The organism is Bradyrhizobium sp. ISRA464, from assembly GCF_029910095.1.
Taxonomy (GTDB): Bacteria; Pseudomonadota; Alphaproteobacteria; order Rhizobiales; family Xanthobacteraceae; genus Bradyrhizobium.
Genome location: NZ_CP094526.1, coordinates 6,973,280 through 6,993,541 on the forward strand (window position 1 = coordinate 6,973,280; position 20,262 = coordinate 6,993,541).

Below are 20,262 nucleotides of genomic sequence, written 5' to 3' on the forward strand. Positions count from 1 at the left end.
CTGGGTCAAACACTACGACTAGACGCACTGCACCATTTTCGCACCAGAAAAGGCCTCGCCAAGACGCAGCGAACGCGATCGACTGCTATCGAGAGTGCCGCAAGATCATTGGTGGTAATCCTAAATCGCCCGCTCATAACGGTCTGGTTGCAGGTTCGAGTCCTGCCGGGCCCACCAGTACACCAAGTACTTAATCCGGTCTTCGTTCGCCATCGAGGGAGCACCGCACCAGAAGTGCAGCACTGCGGCGTTGCCGAGTGGCGACTGAACCAATTTGATCACTCATCGCGTTTGGCTGCGCGTGGCTCATGATGACTGTCACTTGGTTGAGCCTAGATTGCCGCCTATCCGGACCTTAGTAGCACCGCCGGATCCAAACGCGCGGCCCGCTCGGCGGGCAGAAGACCGAAGACAATGCCGATGAAACTGGAGCAGGCGATCGCGATCAGCGCCATCCGTTCGTTGAACTCGATTGGCCAACCTAACGCGGAGGGGACGACGCGGGCACACCCATAGCCAACGACGAGTCCCAACAAACCGCCGATCGTGCACAGCAGCACTGCCTCCAATAGAAACTGCCAGCGGATGTCTTGTGGCCGGGCGCCAAACGCCAACCGGATTCCGATCTCATTGATCCGTTCGGTGACCGATACAAGCATGATGTTCATCACGCCAATGCCGCCGACCAGCAGGGAGATTCCCGCAAGCGTGGACACCAGCAAGGTGAACTGGCGATAGGCCCGGTCGCGCGTCTGGGCGACCTGGATGAGGTTCTGAATGCTAAAATCGTCGGACTTGCGCCCCACGATCTTGTGACGCTGCCGCAGGACACGGGCAATCGCCGATTCTGCTGCTTGCATGGATTCAGCGGATTCGGTCTTCACGAGAATCGTATGCACCGCATCCGGGTTGGCCTGACTGCGTCCAACTGTGAAGATTTTCGCTGATGACAACGGAATGAACATGACGTCGTCCTGGTCTCGACCTGTGAAATCCTGGCCCTTCTCGGCAAGCACTCCGATCACGAGGTAGGAGGAGCGTTCGATGCGCAGGAAGCGGCCAAGCGGGTCCCTGCCCCTGAACAGTTCGCGCGCCACGGTGCGGCCGATAACCGCGACTTTTGCAGCCGATGTAACGTGATCGTCGTTAAGGAGTTGACCTTCCGCGAGTCTCCAACCTCGCGCCTCGAAGAATTCGGGCGTCACACCGGCGACCAGGGTCGACCAGTTCAAGTCGCCCGATACTGTCGTCTTTTGCTCACCGACGAACGGTGCGGCAATGACAATGTCGGGCACCTCGCGGGCAATCGCCAGCGCATCGGCTGTCGTGAGCGAGAGGATGGTACCCGCCTGTTGGCGCACGCCCTGTGCGAGCTGCGCGCCAGGTTTCACAAGCAGCAGATTCGAGCCAAGCGAATTTATCTGCTTCGAGATTTCGGCACGCGCCCCTTCCGCCACCGCAACCACAATCACGACAGCAGCGATACCGATGACAATGCCGGTCACGGCGAGAATCGAGCGCAATATGTGCGCACGCACCGACCGAAACGCCAGATAAACATAGCTGAGCGATCGCATTGGAGCCCTACGCTGGTCACAATTCATGCGCTGTCGCAACGTCCCGAGTCGCCAACGACGACGCCGTCCCGAAGCCGGATCGTGCGCCGCGCGCAGCCCGCGACCTCGGGGTCGTGGGTCACAAGCACGACGGTAAGCGCGGCGCGCTGCAGCTCGCGGAGGAGCGCGAGAATGGCATCGCGCGTGCTTGTGTCCAGCGCCCCGGTCGGCTCGTCGGCCAAGAGAAGGTCGGGACCGTTGACGATCGCCCGTGCGATTGCAACACGCTGCTGCTCGCCCCCCGAGAGCTGGGAAGGCATATGGTGCATCCGGGCGCCGAGACCGACCTCTTCGAGGACAGCACGCGCCTTCGCAGCCGGATTCCGCAGCGGTTCGCGTCGATAGAACAGCGGTAACGCGACATTCTCGAGCGCGGTCAGGCGCGGTAGCAAATTGAAGTTTTGAAAGACGATGCCGATGCGCCGATTTCGCAGCTCGCTCAAGCGGCTTTTCGACTGCGCAAACACACTTTCGCCGTGGAGAAGGTACCGCCCGCGCGTGGGTTGGTCGAGGCAGCCCAGGATCGACAGCAAGGTCGATTTTCCCGATCCAGACGGACCCACGACGGCGACGAAATCCCCGCGATCGATCTCCAGACAGACATCCGATAATGCGTGAACGGCTTGGTCACCGAGCCGGTGCAGCTTGTGGACGTGATCGAGTGTGACGAGCAGGCTCATGCGCTAACCGGCCGGGCGGCTCCAATTCTCAGGGTTTACTCCGGTAACCGATGGCGACCCGCTCGCCGATTTTGAGATCTGGCGACATGATCTGGGTCAGTGAATCCCCGGTAGCGCCCAATGACACGACCGCAGGCGCCAGATGGCCCGACTTGGCGCGGACCCAGATCACGCCCTTACCGGGGGCGGGATTGTCTGGACGGTCGTGGGTCGGCCGAAAACTCAGCGCAGCGTTGGGAACGACCATCACGTCCTGTCGCTCCTGAACCACGATGTGGACGTCAGCCGTCATCCCCGGAAGCAACAAGCCATCGGGGTTGGGCGCCGAAATCATCACTGTATAGGTCACCACGTTTTGCACCATCTGTGCCGCCTTTCGGATCTCAAGCACGCGACCTTCGAACGCGCGGCCTGGATAGGAATCGACGCTGAACAAGGCGCGCTGCCCGGTTCGGACGGCGCCGATATCGGCCTCGCTGACGGATGCACTAACGCGCATGTCCGAAAGATCGCGCGCGATCGTGAACAATGTCGGCGCCTGCAGGCTCGCAGCCACCGTTTGGCCAAGCTCCACGCTCCGTCGAATGACAACCCCATCGATCGGAGACTTGATGGTGCTTCGTTCCAGATCGAGCCGCGCCCGTTCGAGCGAAGCGCGCGCAGCCATGACTCCGGCCGCCCGCATCTGCTCGCCTGCCTTGGCGGCGGACACTTCCGAGGCGTGCGACCGGGCCGCCATCTGTGCGCGCTCGGCGTCGCGCTGCGAAACACTGCCGTTCCTGCTGAGCGTGCTCTTGATCTGAAGATCGCGCAGGGCGTCATCGTGGCGCGCCTGTGCGCCCTCGACGGCGGCCTTGGCCTCCTCGTGCTGGGCCAGCGCGATCGCCAACGCGGCTTCCGCTTCCCTGACCTGGACTTCAAACGTCGCGCTGTCGAGCGCGGCGAGCGGCTCGCCGGCCCTGACGCGGGAATTGTGGTCAGCCATCAGTTTCGCGACCTGACCCGACAGCTGGGAGCTGACCTCGACCGTGTCAACCGCTTCGAGCGTTCCGGAGGCGGTGACATTCTGAACGACGTTGTCGCGGGCGATGCTGACATAGCGCAACTCGTCGCGATCGTCCCCGATTGCGGAGACCGAATTGTCCGGGGCCCACAGCGGATAAGTGACCGCAATCGCCACAACTCCCAGCGCTACACGCACCAGAAGGCTTCGAGGGAAATTCGGCTGATTGTCCGTGCGAATGGTGATCTCGCCGCGCTAGCTGATGCGGTGCTCCATTTTAAGGATAGGCGTAGCCGCCGTTCGTTCCAGTGCCGCAGGCGGCGCGCGGCGTCTCAGAGAGATTGAGACATATGCGCGCGCCGCCGCGGGCGCGATCCGAAGCGATCGCCGTGGTTGGATCAGGGTATGATAACCGCCGTATGCGGACTGTTGGCTGAGGGCGCCGTCTTTCCGGCCGTGACCGGTGGAGGGGTCTTCAGGGTGCCGTTGCCGGGATTGGCATTCGTGTTGGGCTGCGTGAAGTGGTTCGTAAGTAACGACCCCATTTCGACCGCCGGGGTGGTATGATCTGCACCGGACAGCGGGCTTCCCTGACCCGGCACGGTGTCGGCTGACCGTCCATTGGTTTTGACGAACGGGTTGCTGGAGGTCGTCAGGCCGCCGGCACCTACCGCCGTGAACAAGTGGTCGGATGCTTGGCCGGGGCAAGTGCCCGCAAGCAACGATACGCCTGCTGCGATGATTGCGAGTTTTCTCATCATCAACTCCTCTTCGTTAGCGTTCGCCAAAGGCGCCAAGTTTGTCGACTTGCGCCGAACGCTTGAATGCAGTTGATCTCCAGCGGTTCCTAATTTTTCGCGGAATGACGCTCGATATTCTCGATCATGAATGAGTTAGTTTCTGACAGGGAAGTCAGAATCGTCAAAATTGCGACGATCGTTCGGCTGAAAGTTGGTCCCCCTGCGCCCTTTGCTCTGTCGCTCATAACGGTCTCGCAACCAACGAAGCCAGACCACGCTCAGAAAATCACCCACCCTCTTGAGCCCCGCGAGCCTCGCCTTGCCGATATCACGGTTCTGGTAGATCGTCGCGATCTTCGCATTGGGCAGCGAGACGGCGAGCGGCAAGATCTCGTCTGTTGGAAAGGTCGATTGTCCATGCGGCGCTCGCCTCGATGACCACGTCCTGACTGAGAACATGATTCATGCTCCACACGTCCATGCGGCGCAGGCGCGCGATGGAATTTGCCGATGAAGGCGAAGGAAGACCGCCCCCTATTCCGCCCCTGAGAAAGCCGGCCGCAGGCTTGTGGAGCACGCCAGGACCTTTGAGTCGGATCAGGACGCGAGGATATACATCGAGATGGTTCAATCCGGCTACAATCTCTCATTCCAATCGTGGATGCGGCGGTCTTATCGCAAGGACGGGCGTGCGCCTTATCGTCGAACGCCCAATCAACGATTACTATGCTTCTGGCTCGCCCCGATAGCGGTCGCCTAAAATTCGTATAGATTGAGGGTCATTTCACTGCTCCGGGAACTTCGATGCGGTCTCTTTGGTCGCGACTGCTAGCACTCTGGATCATGCTGGTCCTGTCGGGAGCGGCGACCGCCTATCTCCTGTTCGAGTCCTTTCAGCAGACAGCGGACGCGCGCGTTGCGCGCTCGGAGGAGTTGGCCGCACGGGCCTGTCGGGACATCGCCGACCGCTACCAATTCTTCGTTTCCGGTTGGAGCGGCGGGCGGATCGACGATCGGCTGAAGCAGGAGCTAACAACACTGGTTCAGGTCGCGCTCTCCAGCGCTACCGGCGTCGAGGGCGGCATCTGGCAAGCCGATGCGGGCTCGCTCGCCTACGCCTTCCCTTCCTACGAGGGTACAGGTCCGAAGACCGATCTTCCGGCCGCGGAGCTGAACACGATCCGCGACGTCAACGCCGAAGCCTTGCGTTCGGGGCGGCCGGCCGGCCTGCGGAAGCCGGCGCGATCGCAAGTCCTGCTGGTGCACGCCTGCCCGCTGCGCGGACCGCTGCCGAGCACCACGGCCTGGACCATGACGCGCACCTTCACAGCCGAGGGGCCCGCGTATACTCAACTGCTGACTGGACTGCTTGTGCTTGCACTCACCATCTTCGGCTCGGCGATCTGGCTCGCACGTGTGCTGTTCTCTTGGTCGCGGAAGATCGCGGTGCTGGAGCAGGCGTTGGGCAAGAGCGAAAGCGGGTCGGTCGACCTTCCAAAGCTTCCGCGTACGGGCGAGCAGGAGCTCGACCGGCTGGTCGATGCGTTGAATCAAACCGGCGAACGGCTCGCGCTGGAGCGGCGCCGCGCAAGCACAGCCGAACGTCTCGCGGCCGTCGGGCGGCTGTCGGCAGGGCTTGCTCACGAGATCCGCAACCCCATCGCGGCGATGCGGCTCAAGGCGGAAAACGCACTTGCCGCAAGCGATGACGCTCGCAAGAAAACTGCTCTGGAAGCGATCCTCAAGCAGGTCGCGCGGCTGGACGCGCTGCTGCGTAATCTGTTGCAGATGACCCAGGCTGGCGAGCTCAAGCCGACGGATGTCGACCTTGCTTCGTTCCTGCAAGCAACGATCGAGCCTCACCAGGAGCTGGCGGCGGCCAACGGCTTGTCGCTCGGGGCTGAAACTCCGGAGCCGAGCAACCCAATACCTCGCTTTGACCCGTTCCAGATGCAGCGGGCCCTCGACAATCTGATCCTGAACGCGATCCAGAATACGTCCCCCGGCGGACGCATCGTCGTGGATGCCGTGCGACGGAAGGACAAGTTGCTGCTATGCGTGACCGACAACGGTGCAGGCGTGAGCGAGGAGATGCGCGAGCGCCTGTTCGAGCCCTTCGCAACGGCGCGCACCGAGGGGACTGGGCTCGGACTTGCCATCGTGCGAGAAATCGCGCGTGCTCACCGCGGGGAAGCACGCCTTGCGCACACCGACCGCGGCGCGAAGTTTGAGATCGAGGTGCCATGGCAAACGTCCTGATTGTCGATGATGACCCTGCCTTGCGCGAGGGCCTCGTCGAGGCATTGAGCGACCTCGGCCACACGCCGCAAACGGCTTCCTCGGGGCGCGAAGGCCTCGCCGCGCTGTCCGAGACAGTGGACGCGGTGCTGCTCGATCTCAAGATGCCAGGCATGGATGGCATCGAGGTGCTGCGCCGCATCCGCGCGCAGGAGAACCCGCCCGCGGTGGTGGTGCTGACCGCGTTTGCGAGCGCCGAAAACACCATCGAGGCCATGCGGCTCGGCGCCTTCGACCATCTCACCAAGCCGATCGGACGCGATGAGTTGAAGACCCTGCTGGAGCGCCTGCCCTCACGGCGACGGCCGATCGCGGCGGCAAGCAAGGGCAGCCTCGATACCCTGATCGGACCGAGCGAGGGCATGCGGCGTGTGCAGAAGGCGATCGGGCTTGCCGCCGACAGCCAGGCGACGGTGCTCATCCTCGGCGAAACCGGAACCGGCAAGGAGCTGGTGGCGCGCGCACTGCACGTGCACAGCCAGCGCAAGGACGGGCCCTTCATCGCCGTCAACTGCGCTGCGATCCCGCCGGACCTGCTCGAAAGCGAACTGTTCGGGCATGTGAAGGGCTCGTTCACCGGTGCGACCAGCGACCGCTCCGGCGCCTTCCGCGACGCCGACAACGGCACGCTGTTTCTCGACGAGATCGGCGATATGCCGCTTGCGATGCAGGCGAAGATCCTGCGGGTGCTGCAGGAGCGGATGATGACGCCGGTCGGTGGCAGGCCGGTCCGGACCACCGCGCGGGTCGTTACCGCAACTCACCGCGACTTGCCAAAGCTTGTGGCGGCCGGCGAGTTTCGCGAAGACCTCTACTATCGCCTCAATGTCGTTCCCATCGCGATCCCGCCGCTGCGCGAGCGGTCATCCGATATCGTGCCGCTCGCCGAGCACTTCGTTTCGCTGTTGGTCTCTTCGGAACAACCGGTCAAACAGCTCGGTAGCGGCGCGATCGACAAACTCAGGCGTTACAGCTGGCCCGGCAATGTCAGGCAATTGCGCAATGTCATCGAACGGGCCTGTGTGCTGACCAGAAGCCATACCATCGACGCGGACGATATCGACACCAGCGCCGGGGAAATTCGCCCGGTTGCGACCGCGCTTCCCGGGAGCGATTTGCCGGCGGCGGTCGCCCAGCTTGAGGAAGCGATGATCCGCGAGGCGCTGGACGCCTGCGGCGGGAACCGCACCGAGGCGGCGCGGCGTCTCAACATCAACCGCCAGCTTCTCTACACCAAGATGCAGCGTTACGGCCTGACCGGCAGCGATGCGTCAGGAAATCCGACATCCGCCGTCGGAAAAGACGACGGCTAAACGACCGCAGCTCCCGCTAACTCCTTCAGAAACAAGCGCTTCGGCCTTGGCACGCCGATTGCTGAACCTTTCGCATTGGCGACCAGTCGCCACTCGGAAGGAGCTTGATCATGAAGATGACATCGACACGGATGCGCACGCTTGCGTGCGCGTTCCTCGCCGCCACGGCCGGCTGCGCCGGCGCAAGCGCTTATTCGCAGACGATGGGTTCGGTCTGGGACTCTTCTCAACTGCCGGAGTCGCGCGGCCGGGTGAAGCAATACACGTTGACGCCGCGCGGCGACGTTGACGGGCTGATCCTGACCGACGGCACGGAAGTGAAGCTGCCGCCGCATCTCTCGGCCCAGGTCGTCTATACGATCCGACCGGGCGACGAGGTTTCGATTCGCGGCATGCGCGCCCGGGCCATTCCGCTTGTCGATGCGGCTTCCGTCACCAATGTCGCAACCGGCAGGAGCGTGGCCGACAACGGGCCACCGCGAGGGCCCGAGCGGGGCGGCACGCAACAGACCTTCAACGGCCGGATCGCCGCGGCGCTGCACGGCAAGCGCGGCGAAGTGAACGGCGCGTTGCTCGACGACGGCAGCCAGCTTCGCCTGCCTCCGCCGGAAGCCGAGCGCTTCGCGGACTGGCTGCAACCCGGGCAGATGGTTTCCGTACGCGGAGAGCTACTCGACACCGGGCTGGGCAGGGTGGTCGACGTGCAAGCGATCGGCACTTCGCCTGGTCAGATGACCGAGCTCGACGGACCGCGTCCTCCGCGCGGCCCCAAGGGCGGTCCCGACCGCTTCGGACCGCCTCCGCCGCCTCCACCGCGCGGCTGAGTAAGACAGAGAATTCCAGAAGCCAACAGACCAGAGAGGAGAACAACATGCATTGGATCGATCCCGATTGCCTTCCGGAAGTGAAAGGCACCGTCGAACGCTTCGTTCTCAGCCCGCATGGCGAGATCGACGGCTTTGTCATCAACAGCGAGACGCGCCCGTCCGTCCTCGTCCACACGCCGCCACACATGGAGGCCGAGCTCACCCGCCACGTCAAGGCAGGCGACGTGGTCAGCGTCCGTGGCGCCCGGCCGCGCAAAGCCGATCTCGTCGCCGCGGTCGCAGTGATCACGACGAACGGAGCGCGCATTATCGACCAGGGACCAGGCCATGATCGCGAACATCCCAAGCTAGAGAAAAGGAAGATGTCGGCCGAGGGAGCGGTGCGACTCTCGCTGTTCGGCCCCAAGGGCGAGCTTCGCGGCGCGCTGCTCGCCGACGGCACGGTGATCCGTGTCGGTCCGAAGGAGGCTGAACAGGTTGCCAAGTTCCTTGCGCCGAACGCGAGGATCGCCGCGAGAGGCGACGGCGTCGAAACCAAGCACGGCAGCGTGCTGCATGCGAAGGAGATCGGCACCGACAGTGACGATCTGCGCCCGATCAAGGAGGCAAAGCCGAAGCCCAAGCACGAAGCAAAGCCCAAGCACGATCAGGCCGCACGCGCCTGAGCCGGAGACGTGAAAAGAAATTGGCGGAATCACATCGAAGGTCGAGGGCGGACATGTCCAGCGATTCGAAATCAAGGCAACGCGCCAACCGCGCCCTCGATGCCGCCAACTTCTTCCTGGCCGATGTGCGCGACGGGCTCGGGCCCTATCTCGCCATCTATCTCCTGACCGAGCAGAAATGGGACGAAGCCAGCATCGGCATGGTTATGTCGATCGCAAGCTTTGCCGGCATCGTTGCGCAGACGCCGGCCGGCGCCCTGGTCGATACGACAAAGGCAAAACGTCAATTGATGATCTGCGCGGCGCTGATTGTCACTATCGCCTCTCTGACCTTGCCGCTTTGTCCGGGCTTCTGGCCCGTTGCGGTATCGCAAGGTATCGCGCATGCCGCGGGCGTGATGTTTCCGCCGGCGATAGCTGCGGTGTCGCTCGGCGTCGTGGGCCGTCGCGCCTTCACTGCCCGCATCGGCCGCAACGAAAGCTTCAACCACGCCGGCAATGCGATGGCCGCGACGATTGCGGGCGGCACAGCCTACTTCTTCGGCCCTCAGGTCGTCTTCTACCTTCTTGCGGTTATGGCGATCGCAAGTCTCGTCAGCGTGCTGGCGATCCCGGAAGACGCGATCGACCATGACCTCGCACGCGGGCTGCACGGGAGAAGCCTGGACAGAGCCCTGGAGCGCCCGTCAGGCCTGGGTATCCTCCTGACTTGCCGCCCGCTTCTCATTTTTGCGGTTTGCGTGACGCTGTTTCATCTCTCGAATGCGGCGATGCTTCCGCTGGTCGGGCAAAAGCTGGCGCTGCAGGACAAGGATCTCGGCACCAGCCTGATGTCGGCCTGCATCACCGTTGCCCAATTCGTCATGGTGCCGATGGCGATGTTGGTGGGCGCGCGCGCCGACCGATGGGGGCACAAACGCTTCTTCCTCGCCGCGCTTCTGATCCTGCCCCTTCGCGGCGCCCTCTATACACTGTCCGACAACGAGGCCTGGCTCGTCGGCGTGCAGCTTCTCGACGGTATCGGCGCCGGCATCTTCGGCGCGATCTTTCCCGTGATCGTGGCCGATCTGACGCGCGACACCGGGCGCTTCAATGTCGCGCAAGGCGCGATCATCACGGCGCAAAGCATCGGCGCGGCGCTGTCCACCACGCTCGCAGGCCTTGTCGTCGTCAAAGCGGGCTATAGCGCAGCCTTCCTCACGCTCGGCGCCATCGCGGCGAGCGGCTTTGGAGTGTGCTGGTTCGCATTGCCCGAGACGCGCGCGCAGTCCGGTATGGGTACAAGCCGACTGACGCGGAGAGCCCCATCGGCTTCCGGCATCGCTGCAGGATGATTCTTTTTCTTTTGGAGACGACAGGACAATGCCGCCGCACGAATCGCTTCTGACCTTGAGCATCATTGTCCCGGCAACCGCCGGCGTCATCATCAGGCCATTTCGCTTGTCCGAGGCGATCTGGGCTGTCGGGGGCGCCGTCGCGCTGATGATTTGCAACGTCCTGACCACACGCGAAGCGCTGCACGGCGTCGCCAAGGGTCTCGACGTCTATTTCTTCCTGATCGGCATGATGCTCACCGCGGAACTTGCGCGGTGCGAAGGTCTCTTCGACTATCTGGCCGCGTTCGCGGTCGAACATGCCCGTGGCTCGCCACAGCGATTGTTTCTTTTGGTCTACGCCGTCGGCATTCTCGTCACCGTCCTCCTTTCCAATGATGCCACCGCCATCGTGCTGACGCCCGCGGTCTATACCGCGACCCGCGCCGCCGGCGCGAATCCCCTGCCCTATCTCTTCGCGTGCGCCTTCATCGCCAACGCCGCGAGTTTTGTGCTGCCGATCTCCAATCCCGCCAACCTGGTCGTGTTCGGCGAGCGTATGCCCCATCTGTTCGAATGGCTGCACCGATTCGCGCTGCCTTCGATTGCCGCGATTGCGATGACCTATGTCGTGCTTCACCTGACACAGCGCCGTGCGCTCGCCAAGGACGACATCGAGAGCCGTGTACCGCATCCCAGGCTCGGCCGCGGCGGCAAACTCACCGCAATCGGCATCGCCGCGATCGGCGTCGTGCTGCTGACGGCTTCGGCACTCGACGTGCCATTGGGATTGCCGACTTTCATTTGCGGTGCTGTTACGGCCGCGGCCGTGCTCGCTATTAACCGCCAGTCGCCCTGGCCGGTGATGAGAGGCACTTCCTGGAGCGTGTTGCCATTGGTCGCTGGATTGTTCGTGATGGTGGAAGCACTGGTGAAGACCGGCGCGATCGGCCATCTCAGCGCGCTTTTACAAGCGGGGATCGAAAGATCGCCGAGCCACGCCGCCTGGGGCGCCGGCCTCGTCACCTCGATCGCCGACAACATCGCGAACAACCTTCCCGTGGGCCTGGTGGCGAGCTCTGTCGCGGCCAACGACCACCTCCCTCCATCGGTGCTAAGCGCGATGTTGATCGGAGTCGATCTTGGACCCAATCTCTCGGTGACCGGGTCGCTGGCGACGATCCTGTGGCTGGTGGCGCTGCGGCGGGAAAAGATCGACGTCACCGCATGGCGATTCTTGAAAATTGGCGCGCTGGTGACGCCGCCCGCATTGCTCGCGGCGCTTGCTGCAGCGATCATGTGAAGGCAATGCACCGGGGAACGACGGACGCGAAAGCTGGCCGTTGCCCCAGCGATCTCTGACTAAGCCGCGCTCAGCAGAGCGACCCGGGCAAATCATCGGCGCCGAAGTCGTCGCCCACCTCAGCTAATACGCAAACAGCTCGATCGGGTCGCTGAAGCCGCGCACCGGAAATTCGCCGACGCGTTCGAGATCGAAATCGTTTGCGACCATGTCGGCGAACGCGCGGGACAGCAGCACCGTCCGTCCCAACTGCTTGGTGAGGGTTTCGAGGCGCGAAGCCATATTGACCGCGGGCCCAATGACGGTGAAGTCGAGCCGCGTGCGCGAGCCGATGTTGCCGTACATGACGTCTCCGACGTGGACGCCGATGCCGAAGTTCAACGGGGCCCCACCGCTCTCCCGGCTCTTCTCGTTCAGGGCGGCCATGGCCTGACGCGCCTCGGTCACGGCATGCAGCAGGTTTGCACAGGCCGACGGCTGGCTGAGCGGAAAGATGGCGAGCAGACCGTCGCCCATGAACTTCAGGATCTCGCCGCCGTGCCGCGCAATCGGCTCCGACATCGCGTCGAAATAGTCGTTCAGCAGACCGATGACGTCGTCGCGCGGCCAGCTGTCCGAGATCCGGGTGAAGTCGCGCAGATCGCAGATCATGATCGCGGCATGCACCGTCGTTCCGCTGCCGCGGCGGGTGGCGCCGGCCAGGATGAGCTCGCCCGCATGCGACCCGACATAGGTTTCCAAGAGCGTGCGTGCCAGCCGGTTCTTCATGCGAATTTCGCTGACCAGCGCCAGGATCGGCATCAGCCGCTGCAGGCCCGCGATATGTGCGTCGTCGAAGCCGCCGGGCCGGTCGGTTGAGAAGGCCACCGCATGCCGCTTGCCGAGCGTATGGTACATCGGCCACGCCACATAATCGGTCAGGCCCTTCGACCGCAACTCGTCATAGACGCTATGCTTGCGGCCCAGCGCGGGATCGCGTTCGAGATTCTCGCGTATCTCGGCGGCGCCGCCCTGGATCTCCTCCACCGGACTGCCGATATATTCGGATCGCTGCCTGACGTCGTAGTCGACCCGCGTAATTGCGGCCTCCTGCATCCCGTCGGCCCACAAGACTCGGGCGCCGAGCCATTGGGGGTGCAGGATCAGGAGATGGAGGGATGCCCGCTTGATCGGAATTCCCGCGCGCTGAAGCCGCACGCACAGCTCGGCGAAGATATTGTCGATGAAGCGCTCGTCGCGCGTCTCATTCGCCAGCCAGTGCACGACGTCGTTGTCTGAATCCCTGGCGGCGGAATCGGTGTTTGGCGGCGCGTTCATATCCTGCTCCTGAGCGTGACCCGGATCCGGCGGTACCGACTATGTCGTGCTCCCGCTCGACGACGTCAACACATTCCATCGCGATTGTGCGCATCAGGTTGCCGGTGGGCGCCGATGGCCGGCATCCCAGAACGCAGCGGGTGGACGAGATTGACGCCGTTCAGCCCCGGCCATGGAGGACACAGCGCAGCAGCATCTCCAGATGCGGCACAGCGATGACAGCGAGGCCCGCAACCGCACTTCCCGTCATCGCATAGGCGAACAGGGCATCCTTCGCCATTCCGCTCACAGGCTGAATGGACGCAGTCGAGAGATGGTCAACTCAGACGCGACGTGGCAGATAGGCCGGAGCGATATCGCTCATTCCTGCGGAGAATAGGATGGACCGTCTGGCTTCCATGGAGACGTTCGTGCGGGTCGTCGAAACCGGATCGTTTTCGGGCGCGGCCCGCTGGTGCTGAGCTTCTATCGCGGTGTGTGGTGCCCGTACTGCAATATGGAGCTGCAGGCCCTGGAATACCAATCCGCTGAGGTGCTGACTCACGGCGGGCATTCCCAAATCAGAGGATCGATGATTCAACATGGCAACTGGAGGGAGTTGCCATGGGCCAGCCGATTGCGGTTCGAACGGATTTTGCAGCGGTTGAGCTGCGCCGGCTGGCGCGGCGGGCGAAGGACAGCGATCAGGTCCGGCGCCTTCTGGCGATCGCTGCGGTGCTCGATGGCGCATCGCGGGCGGAGGCCGCCAAGGTCGGCGGGATGGACCGGCAGACGCTTCGCGACTGGGTGATCCGATTCAACGAGCAAGGGCCTGATGGTCTGATCAATGTTCCCGCGCCAGGCGCGCCGGCGAAGCTCAACACGGAGCACCGGGCGTTTCTGGCGCGGATCGTGGACGAAGGGCCGACCCCGCCCATCCATGGCGTGGTGCGCTGGCGGGCCTGTGACCTGATCATGCGGCTGCATGAGGAGTTCGGCATCTCGGTGTCAGACGATACGGTCTATCGAGCCCTCAAGGACCTCGGCTTCTCACACGTCAGCGCGCGGCCGAGAGCGTACAAGCAGGATCCCGAGGCGATCGAGGCATTTAAAAAAAATTCCACGCTCGCGTGGAGGAAATCCGCAGCAGCCTTGCGCCGGACACGCCGGTAGAGGTGTGGTTTCAGGATGAGATGCGGGTGGGGCAGAAGAACAAGCTCACCTATCGCTGGGCTAGAAAGGGATCGCGGCCGCGGGCCGCTCACGACCAGCGCACGCAATCGACCTACCTGTTCGGTGCCGTGTGCCCGGAGCTCGGAACCGGCGCGGCACTGGTTCTGCCCTTCTGCAACAGCGAGGCCATGCAGCTTCATCTCAACGAAATCGCAAGCAAGGTCAGCCCTGGCGCCCACGCCATCGTCATCCTCGATCAGGCCGGGTGGCACGGAGCGAAGGAGCTGAAGATCCCGCACAACATCTCGCTGATGCCGTTGCCGCCGCGTTCGCCCGAGCTGAACAGCCAGGAGAATATCTGGCAGTTCATGCGCCAAAATTGGCTGTCAAACCGCGTCTTCAAATCCTATGACAACATCGTCGATCACTGCTGTTACGCCTGGAACACTCTCATCGATCAGCCGTGGAAGATCATGTCAATCGCGCTCCGCGATTGGGCCTACATCGGTCGATCAATTTGAGGATTGGTAGAAGCCGCGAAGCCCGAGTTCGACAAGTACGGCGCTGCGCTGGTAGCGATCTCGCCGCAGACCGCGCCGAACAGCCGCAAATCGGTGCGCCAGAACAAGCTGTCGTTCCCGATCCTCTCGGACACAAAGGGCCAAGTGGGCGCCGCGTTCGGCCTGCGCTTCCATCTGCCCGACTATCTGGTCGAGTTGGACGCTGCCGATGCCAGCCCGCTATGTCGTCGGACAGGACGGCGTGATCTTCTACTCCGAGGTGAACCCCGACTACACCCATCGGCCCGAGCCTGAAGACATGATCCCGGAGCTTCAGCAGGCTGTCGCGGTCAAGGCGTGACGGCATGAGGCGGCCAATGGAGCGCAGGCTCCCGCGGCCATCGGCGGCCGTCGATCGTGCGGTTTCACCAACCATCCTGCAGACCGGTCGTCTCGGCGGCCATCACCCATCGTCATTGGCCAGCGAGGAGGCAGCGCCCTTCCTTGCGGGCCTGTGCTTCGCAGAAGGTGCCGAGGCGGACGTCTCTGCAAGCGTTGCAACGGTGGAGCCCGCAGGCCTCGCGAACACCTCCCGGCCTGATGGCTCCTGTGTCTTGCGCCACTGCGCGGGAGTGACCCCCATATGGCCCTTGAAGGCGCGCTGGAAAGCCGCTTCCGATTGATACCCGACCAACTCAGCCACGGCTCCCGTAGAGAGGGATGATCGTCTCAGCTCGTTCGCGGCCAGGGTCATCCGGATATCGGTCAGGAGATCGGCGGCCGATCGCCCGAGCTTCTCCTGGAATTGGCGAGCGAGCGTCGCGCGCGACATGTTGCAGAGACGCGCAAGGTCCGGCAGCGACCATGCGCGCGCCGGCTCGTTGAACAGAGCAGCCACCGCCGGCGCCAGGCGCGGATGCCCGGCCATCGCCAGAAGACCGCGCGGCGCATCATCGGTCTCGCTGGCAAGGCGCAGCGCAAGCGCGAACATCGCCGTCGACAGCGCGTTCAGCATCGCGCGTCCGCCCAGCCGATCGTCCGCCGTCTCGCTGCGCATCAGCGAGACGAGGCTCGCGAGCTGCGCCGCCGTATCCCTCTCTCCGGAATGAGCACCGGCGCGAACGATCAGATATGGCGGCAGATAGTTGCGGAGGAGGCGATCATGCGGCGGCGCGATCGCGAAATGTCCGCAGAGCAGATCGAGCCGCTCGTCCGAGCCGAGGTTTTCACTGATCGTGAAGTTGAGGGACGCACGGTTGCGGGCCGGCAGCGGCGCAGCCCCACTGCCGTCATGTATGACGTGACGGGGATTGCCGGGAAGCAGCAGGATGTCGCCGGGCTTGAGCTGCAGCGGCCGGCCTCCCGCCGGGTTTTCCAGCAGCGCGGAGCCGGCGAGCACCGCGTGATACGGGATTTCATTCGGCTCGCCCGGCCCCTGGTCGATACGCCAGGGCGCGCCGTAGGAGCAGCGCAGATCGAGCCGGCCACGCACCGGCATCATCTCGAACAGCCGGCTGAGCCAATCCATGGCGACCTCCCGCGAACAACGAATGTGAGACGATAGAGCATATATTCGAGACATCGAAACATTCAACGTCTCAAGGCGGGTGCCTATCGTCACTCCGCAATCGTTCACCACCCCAACTAACGGAGTGCCACCATGTCCCGTCTCTCGGTCCCCAATCTGGAATCCGATACCGGTCCGTCCGGACAGGTCTACGCGCAAATCAAGAAGGCGATCGGCGCCGTGCCGAACACCTTCGCGGCGATCGCCGCCCACGGTCCCGCCGCCCTCAAGTCGATCCTCGCCGCCGATGCGGTGCTGGCCGGCGGCAGCCTGACGAAGCGCGACCAGGAAGTCATCAAGCTAGTCATCAGTGCAGCAGGCGGCTGCGACTACTGCGTCGCCGCCCACAGCTATCTCGCCAAGCTCGCGGGCGTGAAGCCCGAGGTGCTGAAGCAAATCCGCGATGGCGAGCCGAGCGGTGATGCCAGGCGCGACGCGCTGGTGAACTTCGTTCGCAAGCTTGCGCAGTCGAGCGGCACCGTCAGCGACGCCGATTTCGCGGCGATCAAGGCGGCCGGCTACACCGACGCGCAGCTGGTGGAGATCAGCCTCGCTTTCGCGACGACTGTCTTCACCAACGTCTTCAACCGCATCAACGACACCGACATCGACTTCCCCACGGTCGCGTGACGCAACAGCGCCGCACCGTCACATGAAAGGATCACGACCATGACTACGATGACAACCGCCACGCAGAACCCGCTCGTCCGCGTGCTCAACAAGTCCGGCCTGCTCGCGGACGACCTCGACTATCACGTCGTGCGCGCCGCGATGGTGATCATGTTCTTCTTCTTCGGTTACCAGAAGTGGTGGCCATATGAATTCGAACGACTGGTCCCGTTCATCAGCAACGGGCCGCTGATCTGGTGGCTCTATCCTGCGTTCGGCCACGCCGGCGCCAGCTACTTCCTGGGCGTCTCGGAGTGGACGTTCGGATCCCTGCTGCTCGCGGGCTTCTGGGACAAGCGGCTCGGCGTCCTCGGCGCGCTGGGTTCGACCGGCACCTTCATCGCAACCGTCACCATCATTCCGTTCATGCCGGACGGTTGGGACGTCGCCGCCGGAGGCTTCCCCGCGATGACGGGCAACGTGCCCTTCCTGATGAAGGACGTCGTCCTGCTCGCGGTCTCGCTCTATCTCCTGCGGCAGGACGTGGTTCGCCTGACGCGGCAATAGAGTGGCACTCTGCCGAAGGCGATGCGTTGCCGGCGAGCTTCCCGCTCGCCGGCAATTGCTTATGCCTGAGGTTCTGCCGGATCGGCAGCGCAGCGCATGGTCACGCGATCGCCTCGAGGCCGCACCAGTCGGCGATGAACAGCGCCAACGTCTTGGTCACCTTGCGCAGTGATTCCAGATCGACGCATTCGTCGAACGCGTGGGGATTGCGGCAGTAGGGACCGTAGACCAGCGTCGGGCAGTTGGCGTAAAGGCCGAAGAAGCGCGCATCCGTGGTGGCGGCGAAAGCGTGCTCCTTGAGATCGTCGCCCCAGACCTCCGCATGACAGCGGCGCAGCACCGCCTCCTGCTGCTCGGCCCCGACCAGATGATAGCCCTCCGCCATGAAGCCGGGATAGGAGATCCGCGGCGGGTGCGTCACGAGGAACGGGTTGCGTGCCGACACATCGGTGATGAACTGCTCGAACTCGGCGCAGGCGTCGGCCGGGGACTGGCCGGGGTAGACCGCGACCCGCACCTCAAACGCGCACGCCGACGGCGCGCTCGACGTCCACTCACCGCCTTCGATACGGCCGACGTTGAAGTTGATCGGATGAGGATGGTTCTGGAACGGCGGATAGTCGCCCTTCCGCGCATTCCAGCGCGTCTCGAGTTCGCCACGCGCCTGGATCAGCTCGATGGCATTGTTGATCGCGCCGGCTCCCTTGCCGAAGTCGCCGGACGCATGCCCCGGCGTACCGGCCACCTCGACCCGAATCCAGATCGGACCGATCTGTCCACGCAGCAGCTTCGGCTCCAGTGGCTCGGGGATGAAGGCGGCATCGGCGGTGTAGCCGCGCACGACGCAGGCGAGCGCGCCGTTGCCGGTGCACTCCTCCTCGACCACCGACTGCACATGCACGGTAGCGGCGGGCTGCAGCCCGAGGCGGTGCAGCGCCTTCAGCGCGAAGAGGTTGGCCGTGAGCCCCGACTTCATGTCGCCGGCGCCGCGGCCATACATCCAGCCGTCCTTGATGACGGGCTCATAGGGACCGTAGGTCCATGACGTCGCGACGCCGGTCGGCACCACGTCAATGTGGCCATTGAGGATTAGCGAGCGGCCGGTCGCGGCTTTCGGGCGATGGGTCCCGACCACGTTCCACGATTTGTCATAGGAGATCGATACCGGCGAGAAGCCCGGATGATCGCGCATGCTGTCGGCGTCGATCACCCACTTGTCGATCTCGAGACCAAGCCCGGCCATCGCGTCCGCCATGACCTCCTGGGCGGCGGCTTCCTCGCCGCGCTGCGAGGGGACGCGCACGAGCTGTTGCAGGAACTGCACCTGTTCGTCGAACAGGGCGTCAACCGCGGCAAGAATTTGCGCGTTCCGGGCGGTGCCGTCTTTCACACTCACGGGAAAAATGTCCTCTCGGTTCTTGTCATTGTTTGATCGCGAGCTGGATCACGCGGGTCCGATCGGTTTCCTGAGCCCTACAGCGAAGCCAGCACGTCACGCAGGGCCGCGATGAGCGTGTCCGCATTGTCACGCGAGAACACCAGCGGCGGACGGATCTTGAGCACGTTGGCATTCGGCCCCGAGGCGCTGATCAGAACGCGGCGCTCCCGCAAGCCGTTGACCAGCCGCGTCGTCGTCGCCACATCCGGCGTTTTCGCCGAGGGATCAGCGACGATCTCGACACCGATGAACAGGCCGGCGCCGCGCACGTCGCCGATCTGCGGGAAGTCGCGGCCGAGCTGCTGCAATCCCTGGCGCATGTAGGCGCCGACATCGGCCGCGTTCACCTGCAACCCTTCATCCTTGATGATGTCGAGCACGGCCAAGCCTGCCGCGGCAGCCACGGGATTGCCGCCGAAGGTGTTGAAATAGCGTGCCCGCTCGCCAAACTCCGCGACGACCTCAGGCCGGACGATGACGCCGGACATCGGATAGCCATTACCCATCGGCTTGCCGATGGTGACCATGTCGGGCGCAACGCCATGGCGCAGGAAGCCCCACATCGCATCGCCGGTGCGGCCGAAGCCGGGCTGCACTTCGTCGGCGATGAAGAGACCGCCGGCCGCGCGAATGGCATCGACCGCGGGCTTCAGGAAGCCCTTGGGCTCGGCCATTACACCGTCGCTGGAGAAGATCGTATCCACGATCAGCAGCGCCGGCTTGATGCCGTGCCGCTCGAGATCGGCGATCGCGGCGCGCACGTCGCGTCCGAAGCGCTCCGCCATGTCGCCCGGCGCCGCGCGGTAGGAATCGGGCGCCGGTACGGTCCTGACATGGCCGCCGAGATGCACGAATTCGCCGAGCGACGGCGAGAATTCGGCGACCGCGCCGGTGAGGCCGTGATAGGCGAGGCTCGTCACGATGATGCCGGTGCCGCCGGTCACGTGACGGCCGATGCGCACTGCGAGATCATTGGCCTCGCTGCCCGTGCAGGCGAACATGACCTGGCTAAGCGCGGCGGGAAACGTCGCCGTCAGCGCCTCGGCATAGGAAATGATGGCTTCGTGCAGGTAGCGCGTATGCGTGTTGAGGATGCCGGTCTGCCGCGTGATCGCCTCGACCACCCTTGGATGGCAGTGCCCCATCGAGGCGACGTTGTTGTAGGCGTCGAGATATTTGTTGCCGCTGGCATCATAGAGCCAGACGCCCTCGCCCTTCACGATGTGCAACGGCCGCTCATAGAACAGCCGATAGGCGGTGCCGAGCACGCGCTGCCGCCGCTCGATCAGACGCTGCTCCTCGGGATTGAGCCGGGCGAAGTCCTCGGCGGTGAAGGCGTTGACCATGGCCATGT

Annotated in this window: 18 protein-coding genes and 2 pseudogenes; 11 read left to right on the top strand and 9 right to left on the bottom strand. The window is 63.9% G+C overall.

The features are described 5' to 3' along the window. Positions 1–344 precede the first annotated feature (344 nt). From MTX19_RS32350 to MTX19_RS32370, 5 genes are all read right to left on the bottom strand, one after another. Complete coding sequence (locus MTX19_RS32350; RefSeq protein WP_280980843.1) at positions 345–1,577, bottom strand: ABC transporter permease; 1,233 nt, start codon at positions 1,575–1,577, stop codon at positions 345–347. Positions 1,578–1,600: 23 nt separating this feature from the next. Then, entirely contained in the window at positions 1,601–2,296 is a 696-nt protein-coding gene (locus tag MTX19_RS32355) for an ABC transporter ATP-binding protein (RefSeq protein WP_280980844.1), read from the bottom strand. Between the two features lie 28 nt (positions 2,297–2,324). After that, positions 2,325–3,497: an efflux RND transporter periplasmic adaptor subunit gene (locus MTX19_RS32360; RefSeq protein WP_280980845.1), complete on the bottom strand. Its 1,173-nt coding sequence runs from the start codon at positions 3,495–3,497 to the stop codon at positions 2,325–2,327. Between the two features lie 200 nt (positions 3,498–3,697). After that, positions 3,698–4,057, bottom strand: coding sequence for a hypothetical protein (locus MTX19_RS32365; RefSeq protein WP_280980846.1), 360 nt, complete (start codon positions 4,055–4,057; stop codon positions 3,698–3,700). A gap of 135 nt (positions 4,058–4,192) precedes the next feature. Continuing rightward, positions 4,193–4,426 (bottom strand): hypothetical protein, encoded by a 234-nt coding sequence (locus tag MTX19_RS32370; RefSeq protein ID WP_280980847.1) that lies wholly within the window; start codon positions 4,424–4,426, stop codon positions 4,193–4,195. Between the two features lie 417 nt (positions 4,427–4,843). Here MTX19_RS32370 and MTX19_RS32375 point away from each other — a divergent pair, with 417 nt between their 5' ends. The 6 genes from MTX19_RS32375 (at position 4,844) to MTX19_RS32400 (ending at position 11,758) form a co-directional block, all read left to right on the top strand. Next, complete coding sequence (locus tag MTX19_RS32375) at positions 4,844–6,298, top strand: HAMP domain-containing sensor histidine kinase (RefSeq protein WP_280980848.1); 1,455 nt, start codon at positions 4,844–4,846, stop codon at positions 6,296–6,298. After that, complete coding sequence (locus MTX19_RS32380) at positions 6,283–7,650, top strand: sigma-54 dependent transcriptional regulator (protein ID WP_280980849.1); 1,368 nt, start codon at positions 6,283–6,285, stop codon at positions 7,648–7,650. The genes MTX19_RS32375 and MTX19_RS32380 overlap by 16 nt, the downstream gene beginning before the upstream one ends. Before the next feature lie 116 nt (positions 7,651–7,766). Then, positions 7,767–8,474, top strand: a complete 708-nt coding sequence (locus MTX19_RS32385; RefSeq protein WP_280984947.1) for a hypothetical protein — start codon at positions 7,767–7,769, stop codon at positions 8,472–8,474. 47 nt (positions 8,475–8,521) lie between these two features. After that, positions 8,522–9,142: a hypothetical protein gene (locus MTX19_RS32390; RefSeq protein ID WP_280980850.1), complete on the top strand. Its 621-nt coding sequence runs from the start codon at positions 8,522–8,524 to the stop codon at positions 9,140–9,142. Positions 9,143–9,195: 53 nt separating this feature from the next. Further along, positions 9,196–10,476 carry an MFS transporter gene (locus tag MTX19_RS32395; RefSeq protein ID WP_280985648.1) on the top strand — a complete coding sequence of 427 codons (1,281 nt, stop codon included), beginning with the start codon at positions 9,196–9,198 and terminating at the stop codon, positions 10,474–10,476. A 28-nt stretch (positions 10,477–10,504) separates the two neighbouring features. Beyond that, positions 10,505–11,758 carry an arsenic transporter gene (locus tag MTX19_RS32400; protein ID WP_280980851.1) on the top strand — a complete coding sequence of 418 codons (1,254 nt, stop codon included), beginning with the start codon at positions 10,505–10,507 and terminating at the stop codon, positions 11,756–11,758. 123 nt (positions 11,759–11,881) lie between these two features. Here MTX19_RS32400 and MTX19_RS32405 read toward each other — a convergent pair whose 3' ends face one another. Continuing rightward, positions 11,882–13,075, bottom strand: coding sequence for an adenylate/guanylate cyclase domain-containing protein (locus tag MTX19_RS32405; protein ID WP_280980852.1), 1,194 nt, complete (start codon positions 13,073–13,075; stop codon positions 11,882–11,884). 442 nt (positions 13,076–13,517) lie between these two features. Here MTX19_RS32405 and MTX19_RS32410 point away from each other — a divergent pair. From MTX19_RS32410 to MTX19_RS32420, 3 genes and pseudogenes are all read left to right on the top strand, one after another. Continuing rightward, positions 13,518–13,592, top strand: a pseudogene (locus tag MTX19_RS32410) (AhpC/TSA family protein); the annotation flags it as partial. 86 nt (positions 13,593–13,678) lie between these two features. Continuing rightward, a protein-coding gene (locus MTX19_RS32415) for an IS630 family transposase (protein ID WP_280985649.1) occupies positions 13,679–14,748 on the top strand; the annotation gives its coding sequence in 2 pieces (ribosomal slippage) (positions 13,679–14,206 and positions 14,209–14,748; 1,068 coding nt in all). A gap of 3 nt (positions 14,749–14,751) precedes the next feature. Further along, a pseudogene (locus MTX19_RS32420) lies at positions 14,752–15,088 on the top strand (redoxin domain-containing protein); the annotation flags it as partial. Between the two features lie 102 nt (positions 15,089–15,190). On the opposite strand, the gene MTX19_RS32425 reads toward MTX19_RS32420, so the two are convergent. Continuing rightward, positions 15,191–16,255: an AraC family transcriptional regulator gene (locus MTX19_RS32425; protein WP_280980853.1), complete on the bottom strand. Its 1,065-nt coding sequence runs from the start codon at positions 16,253–16,255 to the stop codon at positions 15,191–15,193. A gap of 132 nt (positions 16,256–16,387) precedes the next feature. On the opposite strand from MTX19_RS32425, the gene MTX19_RS32430 reads away from it, so the two are divergent. Together MTX19_RS32430 and MTX19_RS32435 are read left to right on the top strand one after the other, a co-directional pair. Beyond that, complete coding sequence (locus tag MTX19_RS32430; RefSeq protein WP_280980854.1) at positions 16,388–16,924, top strand: peroxidase-related enzyme; 537 nt, start codon at positions 16,388–16,390, stop codon at positions 16,922–16,924. 39 nt (positions 16,925–16,963) lie between these two features. Beyond that, complete coding sequence (locus MTX19_RS32435) at positions 16,964–17,470, top strand: DUF417 family protein (protein WP_280980855.1); 507 nt, start codon at positions 16,964–16,966, stop codon at positions 17,468–17,470. 100 nt (positions 17,471–17,570) lie between these two features. Here the strand turns inward: MTX19_RS32435 and MTX19_RS32440 are convergent, their stop codons facing one another. Both MTX19_RS32440 and MTX19_RS32445 read right to left on the bottom strand, forming a co-directional pair. Next, a complete protein-coding gene (locus MTX19_RS32440; protein WP_280980856.1) occupies positions 17,571–18,866 on the bottom strand; it encodes an ArgE/DapE family deacylase in 1,296 nt (431 codons plus the stop codon). A 77-nt stretch (positions 18,867–18,943) separates the two neighbouring features. Next, positions 18,944–20,260: an aspartate aminotransferase family protein gene (locus MTX19_RS32445; protein ID WP_280980857.1), complete on the bottom strand. Its 1,317-nt coding sequence runs from the start codon at positions 20,258–20,260 to the stop codon at positions 18,944–18,946. Positions 20,261–20,262 lie beyond the last annotated feature (2 nt).